Annotated in this window: 18 protein-coding genes; 8 read left to right on the top strand and 10 right to left on the bottom strand. The window is 69.0% G+C overall.

Translation table 11 applies throughout. From position 1 onward, the window contains the following. Positions 1-164: 164 nt before the first annotated feature. From G4D87_RS20945 to G4D87_RS20955, 3 genes are all read right to left on the bottom strand, one after another. Positions 165-773: a 2,3-bisphosphoglycerate-dependent phosphoglycerate mutase gene (locus G4D87_RS20945; RefSeq protein WP_163783833.1), complete on the bottom strand. Its 609-nt coding sequence runs from the start codon at positions 771-773 to the stop codon at positions 165-167. A gap of 106 nt (positions 774-879) precedes the next feature. Then, positions 880-1359, bottom strand: coding sequence for a VOC family protein (locus G4D87_RS20950; RefSeq protein ID WP_163783834.1), 480 nt, complete (start codon positions 1357-1359; stop codon positions 880-882). Positions 1360-1430: 71 nt separating this feature from the next. Then, entirely contained in the window at positions 1431-1892 is a 462-nt protein-coding gene (locus G4D87_RS20955; RefSeq protein WP_163783835.1) for a YaiI/YqxD family protein, read from the bottom strand. Positions 1893-2240: 348 nt separating this feature from the next. Between G4D87_RS20955 and G4D87_RS20960 the strand changes: the two genes are divergently transcribed. Further along, positions 2241-2693, top strand: coding sequence for a hypothetical protein (locus G4D87_RS20960; RefSeq protein ID WP_240358455.1), 453 nt, complete (start codon positions 2241-2243; stop codon positions 2691-2693). Positions 2694-2749: 56 nt separating this feature from the next. Continuing rightward, positions 2750-3142 (top strand): GFA family protein, encoded by a 393-nt coding sequence (locus tag G4D87_RS20965; RefSeq protein WP_176410680.1) that lies wholly within the window; start codon positions 2750-2752, stop codon positions 3140-3142. Between the two features lie 34 nt (positions 3143-3176). Here the strand turns inward: G4D87_RS20965 and G4D87_RS20970 are convergent, their stop codons facing one another. After that, a complete protein-coding gene (locus G4D87_RS20970) occupies positions 3177-4229 on the bottom strand; it encodes a lipase secretion chaperone (RefSeq protein WP_163783837.1) in 1053 nt (350 codons plus the stop codon). 23 nt (positions 4230-4252) lie between these two features. Beyond that, positions 4253-5179 carry a lipase family alpha/beta hydrolase gene (locus G4D87_RS20975; RefSeq protein ID WP_176410682.1) on the bottom strand — a complete coding sequence of 309 codons (927 nt, stop codon included), beginning with the start codon at positions 5177-5179 and terminating at the stop codon, positions 4253-4255. A 358-nt stretch (positions 5180-5537) separates the two neighbouring features. Here G4D87_RS20975 and G4D87_RS20980 point away from each other — a divergent pair, with 358 nt between their 5' ends. Continuing rightward, complete coding sequence (locus G4D87_RS20980; RefSeq protein ID WP_163783839.1) at positions 5538-6062, top strand: hypothetical protein; 525 nt, start codon at positions 5538-5540, stop codon at positions 6060-6062. 12 nt (positions 6063-6074) lie between these two features. On the opposite strand, the gene G4D87_RS20985 is transcribed toward G4D87_RS20980, so the two are convergent. Then, positions 6075-6713: a hypothetical protein gene (locus G4D87_RS20985; RefSeq protein ID WP_240358457.1), complete on the bottom strand. Its 639-nt coding sequence runs from the start codon at positions 6711-6713 to the stop codon at positions 6075-6077. A 210-nt stretch (positions 6714-6923) separates the two neighbouring features. Between G4D87_RS20985 and G4D87_RS20990 the strand changes: the two genes are divergently transcribed. Then, positions 6924-7286: a DoxX family protein gene (locus tag G4D87_RS20990; RefSeq protein ID WP_163783849.1), complete on the top strand. Its 363-nt coding sequence runs from the start codon at positions 6924-6926 to the stop codon at positions 7284-7286. 55 nt (positions 7287-7341) lie between these two features. Here the strand turns inward: G4D87_RS20990 and G4D87_RS20995 are convergent, their stop codons facing one another. Beyond that, positions 7342-8385, bottom strand: a complete 1044-nt coding sequence (locus G4D87_RS20995; RefSeq protein ID WP_240358459.1) for a serine hydrolase domain-containing protein — start codon at positions 8383-8385, stop codon at positions 7342-7344. Positions 8386-8558: 173 nt separating this feature from the next. Between G4D87_RS20995 and G4D87_RS21000 the strand changes: the two genes are divergently transcribed. Next, positions 8559-8927 (top strand): hypothetical protein, encoded by a 369-nt coding sequence (locus tag G4D87_RS21000; protein ID WP_163783842.1) that lies wholly within the window; start codon positions 8559-8561, stop codon positions 8925-8927. A gap of 11 nt (positions 8928-8938) precedes the next feature. Here G4D87_RS21000 and G4D87_RS21005 read toward each other — a convergent pair whose 3' ends face one another. Beyond that, complete coding sequence (locus G4D87_RS21005) at positions 8939-9853, bottom strand: serine/threonine-protein kinase (RefSeq protein WP_163783843.1); 915 nt, start codon at positions 9851-9853, stop codon at positions 8939-8941. A 115-nt stretch (positions 9854-9968) separates the two neighbouring features. Between G4D87_RS21005 and G4D87_RS21010 the strand changes: the two genes are divergently transcribed. Continuing rightward, positions 9969-10889, top strand: coding sequence for an RluA family pseudouridine synthase (locus G4D87_RS21010; RefSeq protein ID WP_163783844.1), 921 nt, complete (start codon positions 9969-9971; stop codon positions 10887-10889). 3 nt (positions 10890-10892) lie between these two features. On the opposite strand, the gene G4D87_RS21015 is transcribed toward G4D87_RS21010, so the two are convergent. Beyond that, positions 10893-11228, bottom strand: a complete 336-nt coding sequence (locus G4D87_RS21015) for a winged helix-turn-helix transcriptional regulator (RefSeq protein WP_240358461.1) — start codon at positions 11226-11228, stop codon at positions 10893-10895. 86 nt (positions 11229-11314) lie between these two features. On the opposite strand from G4D87_RS21015, the gene G4D87_RS21020 reads away from it, so the two are divergent. Then, entirely contained in the window at positions 11315-11536 is a 222-nt protein-coding gene (locus G4D87_RS21020; RefSeq protein ID WP_163783846.1) for a hypothetical protein, read from the top strand. Beyond that, positions 11533-12312 carry an SDR family oxidoreductase gene (locus tag G4D87_RS21025; RefSeq protein WP_163783847.1) on the top strand — a complete coding sequence of 260 codons (780 nt, stop codon included), beginning with the start codon at positions 11533-11535 and terminating at the stop codon, positions 12310-12312. Before G4D87_RS21020 ends, G4D87_RS21025 begins: the two co-directional genes overlap by 4 nt. A 74-nt stretch (positions 12313-12386) precedes the next feature. Here G4D87_RS21025 and G4D87_RS21030 read toward each other — a convergent pair. Further along, positions 12387-13635, bottom strand: a 1249-nt coding sequence (locus G4D87_RS21030; protein ID WP_240358462.1) for a transposase, incomplete at its 5' end; no start/stop codon positions are given.

Consider the following 13635-nt stretch of genomic DNA (forward strand, 5'->3'; position numbering starts at 1 on the left):
GGCATCCAGGGCGGGAAGGGCGAAGAGGAGAGCGAGGGAGGTGATCAGGGCCTTCATGAGGAGCGTCCTTTCGTGTGCTCGAACAGTCTGACGCGCCGGGGCCGGTTGCATTCAACCGGAAACGGTAGGGCGTGCAGCGTAGCCCCCCTGTGCCCTCGCAGGCGTCAGGGGGACGCGGTGCGCTTGGACAGTACCTCACCATCCGGCGACAGCTCGTAGACGAGCGGCACCCCGGTGGCCAGCTCCAGCCCCACCACCTGCTCCCCCGTGAGCTGGTCCAGCTTCATCACCAGGGAGCGGTTGGAGTTGCCGTGGGCCACGACGAGCACGTTCTTCCCCTGGCGCAGGTCCCCGGCGATGGCGCGCTCATAGAAGGGCAACACGCGCTTCGCCGTCATCTCCAGGGACTCGCCGTTGGGGGGCGGCACGTCGAAGGAGCGGCGCCACGCCTTGATTTGCGCGTCCCCCCAGCGCTTCGCGGCATCCGCCTTGTCGAGCCCCTGCAGGTCGCCGTAGCTGCGCTCGTTGAGGGCGGCGTCCCGGATGGTGGGGACCTGCTGTCCCAGCGTGTCCAGGAGGATGGACAGCGTCTCCTGCGCCCGGGTGAGCGCCGACGTATAGGCGACGTCGAACTTCATCCCGCGCAGCGCCTCCGCCGCGCGCCGGGCCTCCTGGCGGCCCTGGTCGGTGAGGGGGACGTCGACGAGGCCGGTGAAGCGGTTCTCTTGATTCCACAGCGACTGACCGTGCCGGATGAGGACGAGGGTAGGCATGGCCTCCACCTAATCCCGAAGCCCTGGCGCGGCCAGGGGTGTACGCGTTCACCCAGGGCCGGGCGTTCCAGGCTCTACAGTCTCGCTGGGCAAGGAGGCCGGGGCCTCAGCCCTGGCACATCCGCGTGAAGCGGCGCTGCATCTCCTCGGGGGAGACCTCCTCGATGCGGGCGTTGAGGGCCCAGCGATGGCCAAACGGGTCTCTCAGGTGCGCAGCGCGTTCGCCGTAGAACTCGTTCTGGATGGGGCGCTCCAGGGTGGCGCCCGCGTCGATGGCGCGCTGGGCGGCGGCGTCCACGTCCTCCACCCGGAGGTTCAGCGAGCACGTCGTGCCTCCGCGGCTCTGGGGGCCCACGATGCCGTACTCGGGGTATTCGTCCGCGACCATCAGCGTCACGCCGCCCAGGTCCATCTCCGCGTGGCCCACGCGCCCGCTCGGCTCGGTGAGCCGGTACTTCTCCTTCGCGCCGAAGGCCCTTGTGTAGAAGTCGAGCGCCGCGGACGCGTCCTTCAGCACCAGGGCCAGGGAGAGGCGGGGGCCTTCAGGGAGCGTCGCGGCGGAGGAGGACGGGTTCTTGTCGTTCATGGAGCACCTTCCTGGGTGGGGGTGAATGCCAGGAGGATGCCTCCGCCGCGCCCGGAGGGATTGGACAAATTTTACTTCGGCTCCGCCTTCACCAGCCGAGTCAACTCCCGGTCCAGGGCGGCGGCGAACTGTTGCCGGTCCTGCGCCGAGTAGCCGTCCGGGCCTCCGGTCGTCACGCCGCTCTCCCGAAGCTCCTGCATGAAGTTCCGGACGGAGAGCCGCTCGGCGACGTTCTCCTCGGTGAAGACCTCTCCGCGCGGGTCCAGCACCACGACGCCCTTGGGCACCAGCAGCGCGGCGAGCGGAATGTCCTGGGTGACGGCGAGGTCCCCCGGCTGCGCCTGCTGGGCGATGTGCTGGTCCGCGACGTCGAGGCCCGCGCCCACCTGCACGCTGGAGACATAGGCCAGCCGGGGCAGGGAGAGCGCGCGGTTGGCCACGAAGACGGAGTGGACCTTCACGCGCTGGCCAGCACGGAGGATGATGTCCCGGACAGGGCCCGGGCAGGCATCGGCATCGACCCAGATTTTCATACGGGCGCGACTATCTCAGGATTCGCGCGCGAACTCACCCACGGCGCGCCGGGCGCCCGTGCCTTCCGGGGCTCGGAGCATGCCGGTGGGGACGAACCGTGAGGTTCAATCCCTTGCGGTCTCTGGACTGCAACGCGTCATGCTGGATGGATGACGTCCGTGGGAGGCTGCTTTTCGAAAGGACTGGCGGTTGCATCTATAGTGGTGCCCATGCCTCTTCATTCTCTGCGGGTCGTCATTCCAATCCTTGTCAGCGCTCTGCTCACCACGGCTTGTGGTACCGAAGCCACGGGGGAATGCCAGGGCACTCACCTGGGCGCCACTGTGAAGTGGCCCATCGATGGAGAGATGTCCCGGTGGAATCGCGACGGGTACAGCCGGAATGGGGTGCGAGGAACCTGGATTGACCTGAGCTACGACCCCAAGGGCGCCGCGGGCCTGGTGCGGTTCGGCGTGGACATCCGGCTCGTGGATGGGGCCGTCGTCGGCGGCTCGCCGGTGACGGTGGCGTTGTCCAACGAGGACGCGCAACGGCTGGTCCCGGCGGCGGACTCGCTGGTGGTGGATTGGCTCGTCAACGTGGCGACACGCTCGACGACGGGCTTTCCCGAAACGACGGGCGTGCCGGTGGGGGGCTCGGTGACCTTTGACGCTGTGAATGAAGACTTCGCCGCGGGTCGCTATGTCTATCATTACAGGGATGGCAGTGAGCTGACCTGCACCTTCAACGTGCCGTCGCCGGAGCATGCCGCGGGCTTCCTGGGCGGCGACTACGAGGACGACGATGATGATGACGATTGAACCTCGCTGATGGATTGCATGCGCTCGTTCGCTGCGGCGTGTTGTAGAACGTGCGCATGAACACAGGTGGCTGCTTTTGCGGAGCGGTACGGTATGAGGTGAGCGCGCCTTTGACGGCGGTGACGTACTGCCATTGCTCGAAGTGCCGCAAATGGCATGGGCACGTCGGCGCCTACGCGGCCGTGGACCGGGAGGGCTTCCGGCTCACGGAGGCGCAAGGCCTCAAATGGCACACGGTCTCTCCCACGGTGCGGCGCGGCTTCTGCGTCGAGTGCGGCTCCAGTGTGCTGTTCGATGAAGCGCCTTCCGCGAAGATGTCGATTTGCGCCGGGACGTTGGAGTCGCCCACCGGTATCCGCGAGAAGGCGCACATCTACCTGGGCAGCAAGGGGGACTACTACGACGTCACACCGGGCCTCGTGGAGTACGACACCTTTCCTGGGAAATGAGCCCCGGCTCGCTCACGCCTCGGCGCGGTGAGGCTCAGGGGGCCTTGGCCGCCGCGTCGATGGCGTCCAGGGCCTCCACCCGCAGGCGCTCCTCCGGGGTGAAGGAGTCGATCAGCAGCCGCTGCACGGCGGCCTGGCGCGCGGCGGGGTCCGGCTCCGACTGGCCCAGGGCCTCCCGCCGGGCCCGGAACTCCGCCAGCCGCCGCGCCCACTCGGCCTCCTCGCGGTCCATGGCCTCCAGCCGCTCGGTGGCCTCCGGGCCCACGGTGGCCAGCCGGTGCTGGCGCAGGTCCTCGGCCGTCGCTCCGGACTCCACCAGCTCCCGCTCCACCGCTTGCTGCTGCAAGGGGCGCAGCGCCTCGTCGCGGCTGGCGCGGTAGTCCGCGGGGAGCTGCTCCTCCAGCGCGGCGATGCGGCGCTCGCGCTCCTCGGGCGTCAGCGTGGTGTCCTGCTGGAGCTTCATCCGCTCCACCGACACCGCGTCCACCCGCTCCTCGTCACCAAAGAGTCCGTCCGCCCAGGCGCCCAGGTGCTCGCGGCGCAGCTCGCGCAGGGACTCCAGCCTCGCGCTCAGGTCCAGCTCCGCGCCGCGTTGGTTCGCCGCGAACGTGCGCGCCGCGTCGCGATACGCCAGGTAGTCATCCAGCAGTCGCACGGCTTCGTCCATCGCCGCGGCTGGCAGGTTCTTCGCCCGCAGCGAGGCGAGGATGCGCTCGCGGATGAGGGGCAGCGCCTCCTCGCCCATCGCGGACAGGTAGTAGTCGAACAGGCGGCGCAGGTCCGGCGAAACCACCAGGTGGCCCGACGCATCCACCTGCGCCGAGCCGTCCTCCTCCGTGTCCTGGAGCGAGCCCGGCATGGGGGGCAGGGCGGTGGCGGGGGACGCGGCCGCTGCAGGCGTCGCGGTGGGCCCTGCGCGTCGCGGCGCCGGCACCCCCACGCGCGGCGCGGAGGCCGCTGGCGGTGCGCCAGCGGTGACAGCGGGCCCGGGCGGCATCGGCGTCGCCCGGGCCTTCCACCATGAGAACACGCCCGCACCCAGCAGGGCGCACAGCGCGGCGACGGGAATGACGGCGCGGCTCTTCATGGCGTTCCTTCGCGCGCGGCCGTTTAGAGGCCGAGCCCCTTCAGGCGGTTGGCGTGGTTGCGGAACACCGTCTTCGGGTTGGTGAAGAAGGCGGTGAGGCCCAGCACCTGGTTCACCTCGTCCAGGTGGTTCATGTCGTAGTTGTCACGCAGCACCGTGCCGAAGTGCGAGCTGCACCGGCCGACCAGGCCGTCGTTCGCCTCGCTGTAGAAGAACGAGCTCAGCTTCATCGGGTAGTCGGACGCGTCGAACAGGTTGGTGAAGGGGTCCGTGCCGGACCAGGAGTAGTAGCGCTGGCCCTGCGTGCCCGTCGCGGCGCCCTGGCCACAGCTGCTGGAGGGGATGCCCGCCGGGTACTTCTGGTTGAACGCCGCCGTGCCGGACTTGCTCAGCGCCGCCAGCGCGCCAATGGCGTCCTGCGGATTCGTCTTGCCCGACAGCAGCCCCAGGACGGTGCCCAGGTTGTTGGCGAAGTAGGCCAGCACGCTCTCCGTGAAGGAGCCGCCCCGGAGGTTGCCGCGCAGGTAGTCCGCCAGGTCCGCGCCCTTGTGCGGCGAGCCCACCGTCGTCACGGACGCCACCAGGTCCGGGCGCACCGCCGCCACGTAGCGCACGTCCATGCCGCCGTGGCTGTGGCCAATGAGGTTCACCTTGCCCTTGCCCGAGCGCGCGACGATGTCCTTCACCTGCGCCAGCAGCGCCTCGCCGCGCTGCTCCGTGGTGTTGAACTGCGGAACGCTCGTCACGTACACCGTCGCCCCGCCCGAGCGCAGGTCGGAGCCAATGCCGTAGAAGTAGTCGTAGACGCCAAACAGCGAATCGAAGCCCGCCATGCCGTGCGCCAGCACGATGGGATAGCGGGTCTTCGTTTGCGTGTTCGCGAGCGCGGGTTGCGCCCACAAGCCGAGTGCCGCGACAGCCAGAACCAGTGTCCGGACAGCGTTTCGCATGAGGAGGGGCTCCTGTTCGGGGGACGGGCCCACTGCAGATTGACCCGCGAATCAACGCGTAGGCCAATCACAGACCAAGATCAAGGCGCCTCATGCATTATCGGCAAAACGAGTGAGGTCGGTTGTCACATACCTCTGCTGTATTGCGTCAAAAGCTCACGACGCGATGCATTGATTTGCGCCGTGGTCCTCTGTGTCGCAGTGCGTCGACGGTCGCTGCGGGGTGAAGGCCTGAGTCACTGTGTCACGGGTGACTCATTGGCTGGAGGCGGCCGGGGGGACCCAGGGGTCGCCTCGCTTGCGGATGGCGCGCGCCGCTCCCACCCTGAGTGGGTATCCGGCCCGCGAGGAGGACGACATGGCCACCCGGAAGCGCTCACGCACCCCTGCCGCGAAGACGGCCCGCACGTCGTCGCGTGGCCGTAGCACCCCCCGAAAGACGGGGACGGCCTCCCGGTCCACCGCTCGGAAGGCGGCTTCCCCGGGCCGGTACACGGAGCCGGCGCTGCGCGAGCGCATCAAGGCGCGCATCCTCCGAGGCAGCAAGGGGGGCGAGGCGGGGGAGTGGAGCGCACGCAAGGCGCAGCTCGTGGCGGCGGAATACAAGAAGGCCGGTGGGGGCTACCGGGGCGGCCGTGGCGGAACGCAGAAGTCACTCACGTCCTGGACGCAGGAGGAATGGCAGACGCAGGAAGGTGACGCCCGCGCGCGCAAAGGTGGCACCACGTCCCGCTACCTGCCCAAGCAAGCCTGGGCGCAGTTGAGCCCCGCACAGAAGCGCGCGACGGAGCGCAAGAAGCGCGAGGGGACCCGGCGTGGCAAGCAGTTCGTGCGCAACACGGCGGCGGCGCGGACCGCGCGCAAGAAGACGACCCGGCGCTGACGTGCGAAGGGCTTACGCCTCGGGGGACGTGGAGGGATTGCCCGTGGTCGGGAGGAAGCCCGCTTCGTAGTCCGCGAGCAGCTCCGGGAAGACAATGCACTTCTGCGTCTCCGGATACACGCCGGTGGAGTAGCGGATGGCGGCATAGCCGAAGATTTCCGTGAACAGCGCCAGCTTCGCCTCCGCGGGTGCCCGGCGGACGTGGTCATGGAAGGCGAGCACTTCTCCTTCCAGCGAGAAGGGCCGCACGTACATGGCATGTGGAATCACGTCATGAACGATGCGGAAGACGCAGTTCTCCTCCGGCGTCCACAAGGGGTGCTCGCAGTGCTCGGTGTTGATTTCGAGCTGCCCCCGGTTCAGGTCCGCGACGATGTCCTCCGGGCCTGAGTAGACGGTGCGCGTCGAATAGCGAATGGACAGACAGGGCCGGACGGCTTCGTAGACGTCGAAGGCATGGGCCCGCAGCGCGCGCCAGGAGGCGCTGCATTCCTCATCGAGGTGCCGCGCGTCGGCCGCATAGGCATCCGTTACCCGGGTGGCGAACGCCAGCAGGGCGGTGGGCTGGAATGCGCGTGGCGCTGGGTTTGGATAGGCGGTGAGTGGAAAGCGTGAGTCAATGCGCCTGCGCAATTCGTTCAGCACCGTCATGGAACGACCCCCGATGATGGCCATTGGAGCGCGCGGCCCACCGCGCCGTCAACGTCACGCGCTATTCCTTGTGGAGAAGCGTGGGGGGCCGTTAGAACGGCGAGGCTTCCAGGTCCCACTTCCACCCAGGACGTCTCTCTCATGTCGAGTCCTTCCTCCGCCGCCGTCTCCCCGGCCTCCACGCAGTCCGCTCCCGCCGCCAAGGGCTGGATGCTCTGGCTGGGACGCGTCTTCACTGGACTCGTCGTTGCCATGCTGACCTTCAGCGCGTCGATGAAGCTGGGCCAGTCACCCGAAGTCATCCAGGGATTCGAGAAGTCTGGCTACCCTGGCTCGGTGTTGCTGGCCATTGGCATCACCGAGCTCCTCTGCATGGTGCTCTACGCGGTGCCGCGGACGGCCGTGCTGGGCGCCATCCTCGTCACGGGCTACCTCGGCGGCGCCACCGCGACGCACGTGCGTCTGTCCGAGCCGTTCATCGCCCCCATCCTCGTGGGCGTTTGCGCCTGGGCGGGCCTCTTCCTGCGGGACGCGCGTCTCCGGGCCCTGCTGCCCCTGCGCCGCCTGCCCTGAGCTCGCGCGCCCCGGTTCCTCTCCCGTGAAGGCGGACAGCGCCTCCCTGACGCGCTCATTCGGGGAGGAGTCGGGAGAGCAGCTCCAGCCCAGGGGCTTGCAGGGGGATGCGCCCGCGGAGCGCGGAGAAGAAGGACCAGCCCTGGTTCGCCAGCAGCACCACGCCCGCGTCCGCCCCGGCGGCGAAGCCGATGAAGCCGGTGTAGCCCCGGATGACGGACGCGCGCCACACCACGGGCTGCCCACGCACCTGCGTCACGCTCCACCCGAGCCCCACCTTCCCAGGGTTCGCCTCCGCGCGCGGCACATGCGTCAATTGCAGGGCGCGCGCGACGCCCACGTCGCCCCGTCCGAGGTTCGCGTCGAGGAAGCGGAGCAGGTCGGGCGCGGTGGAGTAGGCGGCGCCCGCTCCCGGCAGGGCGGGGAAGGTCCATGGGGGGACCGGTTTGCCTCGCGCGGTGTGGCCGGGCGTCAGGCGCGGGGCCTGTTCCTCGGACAGGCGCAGCGTGGTGTCGGCCATGCCCAGGGGCTTGAAGAGCAGGTCCCTCAACGCGTGTCCGTAGTTGAGCCCCGCGCGCCGGGAGAGGGCGTGGCCCAGCACGCCCATGCCCAGGATGGAGGGCGCATGGCGGCGCGGCGGCGGCCACTGCGGCTGATAGGTCCGGAGGAACTCTCCAAAGAGTCTCGCGTCGTAATGGCCGAAGGGGTCGTCCATCGTCTGCGCGCCCTGCTCCAGGTTGGGCGGCAGGTGGGGCATTCCCGAGGTGTGGGTCGCCAGCTGCTCCAGGGTGATGCGGCCCGCGGTGGCATCCGCGAGCAGCGACCGGGGAATCACCTCGGACAGGGGCATGTCGAGCCGGGCCTTGCCCTGGTCCACGAGCAACGCGAGGAGGGCCCCCGTGAAGACCGGCGTCAGCTCGCCCAGCGCGAAGAGGGCGCTGTCGGAAGGCGGCGCGCCCTTGCTCCGCAGCGCTTCAACGTGGTGCACGCCTCCCTGGGTGATGCCGGCGCAGAGGGACGCCGTGCGATATCCGCGTACGTAGGCGCGGGTGGCATCCTTGAGCAACTCACCGGGGGACGGCTTCGGCACGGAACGCATGGCGGGCCTTCTACACCATGTGTCCGGAGCGGCCAGGGAGGGCCGACGCCGGAGCGTCCGCGCCTGGGTGTCACACGCCTGCACGGGAATTGACGGAATGTCATTCGTCCGCCGTGCTGGAGCCGACCAAGTGCGCGGAATCTTGGGAATGAAGCGTTGGAACGGCATGTGTAATGGCCTCCTGGCAACACGAGGTCCACGCCATGACCGTTTGCCGTCCGCCCGTCTCCCCTGGGTTTTCCGCCACGCGTCACTTCGTCGAGCGCAGCTCGCTTCGGCAGCTTCGTGACGAGGTGCTCGACTTCATCCTGGAGTTTGGCATCCGGACCCGGGCGACGGGCATGACGCACGTCACGGTGCTGGAGCGGGAGCTGCCTCGGGCCTGGCGGAGCCTGGAGGTGGCGCGGCAGGCGCGTGGGTGGATTGTCCTGCTCAATGACGAGGAGCGCCTCATCACCTGCTACCGGCGCGGCGACGCGAACCGCTTCATCCGCCGCAAGCCCAAGCGCCGGATGTCCAGCGACCAGCTCCAGGGCCTCTGAGCGGGAGGCGCTCACGCCGCGCGCAGCAGCAGGTACATCACCAGCGCCAGCAGCGCCGCGACGCCCACGGCCAATGGGCCCAGCGGCACACGCTGGGTCAGCAGCCGCCGCGCGGAGAGGGCGCTGTCGGGCCGGTCCTGGATGGCCTCCGAGAGCAGGCCTCTCAGCAGCCGGCGCAGGTGCCGGGGCACGCCCACGGGCAGTGGCTGCGTCTCAGGCGGGCCGCCCGTGAGCGCCTCGTGCAGGACGCGTCCCAGCGCATGCAGGTCCGACTGCGGGACGGCGCGGCCCCACTGTCGTTGCTCGGGGGCCTGGTAGTCATGCGCACCTGGAGGCACGAGCGACAGGCCGAAGTTCGTCAGCATCGCCCCGTCCTTCGTGAGCAGGATGTTCTGGGGCCGCACGTCTCCGTGGACGAGCCCTGTTTCGTGCGCGGCGCCGAGCGCGTCGAGCAGCCGCAGCGCCAGTTGCTCCACCTCTTGGAAGGGCAGGGCGTTCACCCGGTCCAGCCGCGTCTCCAGGTCGGGCGCCATCATGGGCTCCAGGGCGTACCAGCAGTGGCCGCGTTCCTCGCCCACCGCCAGGACGCGGACGATGCCCGGGTGGCGGAGGCTCCGCAGGGTCTCCGCCTCACGGTGGAAGCGCGCCCGCGCCTCCGCGTCCGCTGTCACTGCGGAAGCCATCACCTTCACCACGCACGGACCCACATGGCCTTCCGCCGCGTACAGCCGGCCCGTGTCGTCCGTGCCCAGGCGGGAGCTCAGCTGGAAGCCCGCCAGGACTTCACCCGTGAGGTCCGGCTCCGGCGGCGTGCCTCGCGTCCGCGCGCCTTGCGTGAGGTCCGCACCGCAGGCGGCGCAGGTGTCTCGTGGGCCCGCCTCGGCGCCAGGGTGGGGCGTATGGCATGTGGGGCAGGTCGGATTCACGGAAATGGGCCGGGTCGCTTCTCCGCCATCTTCCGGGCCGCCCTCGCCGTCCGCAAGACAGGGGACTCCCTCCAAGGCCGTTGACTCGTCCCCTGGGTTGAGGGACGGGGAGCGCATGGCACAGCAGAAGGTCCAGGTTCCTCGTGAGGCCGCTGGCGAGCGGCTCGACCGCTTCCTGTCGAAGCAGGTCCCAGGACTCAACCTGGAGCGGGCCCGTGCGTTGATTGATTCGGGCGCGGTCCGCATCCGGGGCAAGCAGTGCCAGCCCACGCGCAAGCTGTGGGGCGGTGAGGAGATTGAGCTCGAAAGGCCGGAGCCTCGCGCCGCGCCGGTGGCCTCCGCTGAAGGGCCGGTGCTGCCGGTGCTTCATGACGATGCGGCCCTGGTCATCGTGAACAAGCCCCCGGGCCTCGTGGTGGAGCCGGAAGGCCGCGCGGCCTCCGTGGTGGGGCTGCTCGCCGCGCAGCGGCCGCCCTTCGACGTGGAGGGCCTGGCCTGGCCTGGGGTGGTGCACCGCCTGGACCGGGAGACGAGTGGCTGCCTGGCCTTCGCGCGCACGGATGAAGCCGCCGCGGCGCTCCTGCGCTCCTTCCAGGAGAAGCGCGTGGACAAGCGCTACTGGACGCTGGTGCTGGGTCAGCCGCCGTCGAGGGGCCGTCTGGAAGGGCCCTATGCCAGAGACCCGGTGGACCCTCGGCGCTTCACCACGCGCGTGCCCTCCGCGCGCCGGGCGGCGCTGTCGTTCGAGGTCCGTGAGCGCTTCGCGGAGGCCGCGCTGCTGGAGGTCGACCTGGACACGGGCCGCACGCACCAGATTCGCGTGCAGCTCTCCGAGGCCGGGTTCCCCGTGCTGGCGGATTCACTCTACGGGAGCGAGGCGGCACGCACGCATGCCGCGGCGCGGGCGCTGGGCCGGCAGGCGCTGCATGCCTTCACCCTGGAGCTGCCGAGCCCTGCTACGGGTCAGCCTGTTCGAGTCGAAGCGCCACTGCCCGAGGACTTCCAGCGAGCGCTGGAGACGTTGCGCGGTGGGTGACGCCTAGGCCTTCGAGGACTTCCCTTCACGCTTCAGCGTGGGCCGTCTTTCTGCCCAGGTCAGCAATTCGTCGAGGGCTGGGCACAGAGACTGGCCCCAGTCCGTCAGGTGGTACTCGACCTTCGGTGGTACCTGGGCGTGCACGATGCGCGCGACGATGCCGTCGTGCTCCAGTTGCCGGAGCTGCTGGATGAGCATCTTCTGCGAGATGGCGGGGATGGCGCGCTCAAGGTCGGAGAAGCGCAGCTTCTTCCCGCCGAAGAGGTGGAAGAGGATGACCAGCTTCCAGCGGCCTTCGAGCATTTGGATGGCGCCTTCGATGCCGCTGGCCGCCGTCACGGGCGTGTGTTGGTCATGCTTACCCAAAAGTAGGTACCCCACTTTTTCGTGCGTTCTTGTGAAAAAGATACCTCGCCATTACTGAGATGGCCATGCCAACCCATCACGCTGCTTCTTTGAAACTGCCCGCGCCCATCGCGAGCTTCTTCTCTAGCGAGACCACCGACCCGCAGGCCGCGGACGCTGCTGGAGCGCGCACGACCGTGACCGCGCAGGTGAGCGGCAACTTCCCTGGCAGCCCGGCGCAGCTTCGGTTCGCGTTCACCGTCGCTGGCCACCTCATCACGCGCTTGGAGATTGGTTCATGAGCTTCGACCTCGAATTGAAGGGCCGACGGGCGCTCGTCACGGGTGGGACCAAAGGCGTCGGGGCGGCTGTCGTCACGGCGCTGGTCGAGGCTGGCGTACGCGTCGTCGCCACGGCGCGCACGGTGCCGAGCGACACGCAGGACGTCCACTATGTCGCGGCTGACGTGACGACGGCGACGGGCTGCGCAGAGGTCGCCCTGCAGTCCATTGCGCACCTCGGAGGCATCGACCTCCTCGTGCATGTGCTGGGAGGCTCCTCCGCCCCGGGTGGCGGCTTCGCGGCACTCACGGACGACGAATGGCAGAAAGAGCTGAACCTGAACCTCATGCCGGCCGTGCGGCTCGACCGCGCGTTGTTGCCGACGATGCTCGCGCAGGGCTCCGGCGTCATCATCCACGTCACCTCGATTCAGCATGAGCTGCCGCTGCCCGAGTCCACGACGGCGTACGCGGCGGCGAAGGCGGCGCTCTCCACGTACAGCAAGGCGCTGTCGAAAGAGGTGACGCCTCAAGGCGTGCGCGTGGTGCGCGTCTCGCCAGGCTGGGTCGAGACAGAGGCCGCCGTGCACCTCGTCGAGCGTCTGGCGAAGCAGGCGGGCACTGACTACGAGGGCGGCAAGCAGCTCGTCATGAAGTCACTGGGTGGCATCCCTGTGGGGCGTCCGGCGAAACCTCGCGAGGTGGCCGACCTCATCGCCTTCGTCGCCTCTCCGCGCGCGGGCTCGGTGACGGGGACGGAGTTCGTCATCGATGGCGGGACCGTCCCCACGGCGTGAAGCTCGGTACGAGCGCCGCGCTGCGTAGCGTCTTGGTTCTTCCAACGCAGGTCTAGAGCGCCGAACAGGTTAGGTCACGCCGCGAGGTGGTGGCGCGCGGCGACCTCAAGGTTTTGGACGACCGCGAGTCGCCTGAGGTCAAAGAGGTTGCGGCGCGTGCCTCGGTAACGGGCCTTCGGGCCCTGGCGGTTGGCGAGATGTGCCAAGCAATGCTCGACGCCGACACGCTCGCGGAGTTGTGCGCGACCCGCGCGCGACTGCAGACGTGAGCGAAGGCGCTGCTGGAGCCGCTCGTCATCGCCCATCGTGACGCTGCGCCCCTTGCCGGACGCGGCCTGGGTACAACTGGGGCGCAGCTTGCACGGCCCGCAGGCGTCCGGGTCGAAGTGCACGACGGCACCGGGCTCAAAGGGCTCCACCTCACCAGCAGGGCACGTGAGGGTACCGTCGCGGATGTTCACTTTGAAGTCGCGCTTGCCGAAGAGTCCAGGCTTCGCGCCGGCGCCTCGCCACGGACGGCAGACGAGGTCGCCGCCGCTCGCCAGCACGTCCTCGGCCATCGTGCTGTTGAGGTACGCCCTGTCGACGAGCAGGACGTCGGGAAAGAGGTTTTGGTGGGCCATGTCTTCCTGCAGTGCATCCGTCGCCTCCTCTTCGGGTCGGTTGGCGGGTGTCACGGCGCAGGCCACCACCAACTCGGTGTCGAGGTCGATGCCGACGTGCTGCTTGTAGCCATTGAAGCGCTTGCTCTTGCTCTTACGCCCGTGGCGCATGTCCGGGTCTTCAATGGAGATGCTCCTGTCGGCCGCCACGCCCTGTCGAATCTGCACGCCACCCTCGGGGCGCGCCTCCAGGTCCTGTTCGCGCACCTGCGCGAGCGCTTCGATGTAGCGCGTCAGCGGAGCGGCGACGCACGACTTCGACTGCTTAGCCACCCAGGCCATGAGGCGGTCAAGCTGACGGCACAGGCGATTGAGTGCGTCGACCTTCGCGTCGGGCGCACTCCAGTCGATGTCGAGGCCGGCCTTGATGCTGCTGGCCATCAGCAACGGCGCATTGGCCTGCTGGCACACCTCCTCGACGTCGGTGCCGAGCACGAGCGCCATGCCCTCGGCGACCTTGCGACCTGCGTGGCCGAGCAGGTTGAGTGTGTCCTCAACCCGCCCGGCCCCTTCTAAAGGGCGGCTGTCCACCCCGTAACCGTTCAGGGGTAGTGTTGAGGCCGTCGTCGCGGTGTGCAACCCGTGGCGGATGCACACGAAAACCCCTGCGACGCTGGAATCGAAGATTGAACGACTGGTCCACGAGCACCTGGTGGAGCAG

The organism is Myxococcus vastator (assembly GCF_010894475.1).
GTDB classification, from domain to species: Bacteria; Myxococcota; Myxococcia; order Myxococcales; family Myxococcaceae; genus Myxococcus; species Myxococcus vastator.

Bases quoted from the DNA above. Each gene is read 5' to 3' on its own strand.
- G4D87_RS20945 (WP_163783833.1), bottom strand. From the start codon at position 773: ATGCCTACCCTCGTCCTCATCCGGCACGGTCAGTCGCTGTGGAATCAA.
- G4D87_RS20950 (WP_163783834.1), bottom strand. From the start codon at position 1,359: ATGAACGACAAGAACCCGTCCTCCTCCGCCGCGACGCTCCCTGAAGGC.
- G4D87_RS20955 (WP_163783835.1), bottom strand. From the start codon at position 1,892: ATGAAAATCTGGGTCGATGCCGATGCCTGCCCGGGCCCTGTCCGGGAC.
- G4D87_RS20960 (WP_240358455.1), top strand. From the start codon at position 2,241: ATGTCCCGGTGGAATCGCGACGGGTACAGCCGGAATGGGGTGCGAGGA.
- G4D87_RS20965 (WP_176410680.1), top strand. From the start codon at position 2,750: ATGAACACAGGTGGCTGCTTTTGCGGAGCGGTACGGTATGAGGTGAGC.
- G4D87_RS20970 (WP_163783837.1), bottom strand. From the start codon at position 4,229: ATGAAGAGCCGCGCCGTCATTCCCGTCGCCGCGCTGTGCGCCCTGCTG.
- G4D87_RS20975 (WP_176410682.1), bottom strand. From the start codon at position 5,179: ATGCGAAACGCTGTCCGGACACTGGTTCTGGCTGTCGCGGCACTCGGC.
- G4D87_RS20980 (WP_163783839.1), top strand. From the start codon at position 5,538: ATGGCCACCCGGAAGCGCTCACGCACCCCTGCCGCGAAGACGGCCCGC.
- G4D87_RS20985 (WP_240358457.1), bottom strand. From the start codon at position 6,713: ATGACGGTGCTGAACGAATTGCGCAGGCGCATTGACTCACGCTTTCCA.
- G4D87_RS20990 (WP_163783849.1), top strand. From the start codon at position 6,924: ATGCTCTGGCTGGGACGCGTCTTCACTGGACTCGTCGTTGCCATGCTG.
- G4D87_RS20995 (WP_240358459.1), bottom strand. From the start codon at position 8,385: ATGCGTTCCGTGCCGAAGCCGTCCCCCGGTGAGTTGCTCAAGGATGCC.
- G4D87_RS21000 (WP_163783842.1), top strand. From the start codon at position 8,559: ATGGCCTCCTGGCAACACGAGGTCCACGCCATGACCGTTTGCCGTCCG.
- G4D87_RS21010 (WP_163783844.1), top strand. From the start codon at position 9,969: ATGGCACAGCAGAAGGTCCAGGTTCCTCGTGAGGCCGCTGGCGAGCGG.
- G4D87_RS21020 (WP_163783846.1), top strand. From the start codon at position 11,315: ATGGCCATGCCAACCCATCACGCTGCTTCTTTGAAACTGCCCGCGCCC.
- G4D87_RS21025 (WP_163783847.1), top strand. From the start codon at position 11,533: ATGAGCTTCGACCTCGAATTGAAGGGCCGACGGGCGCTCGTCACGGGT.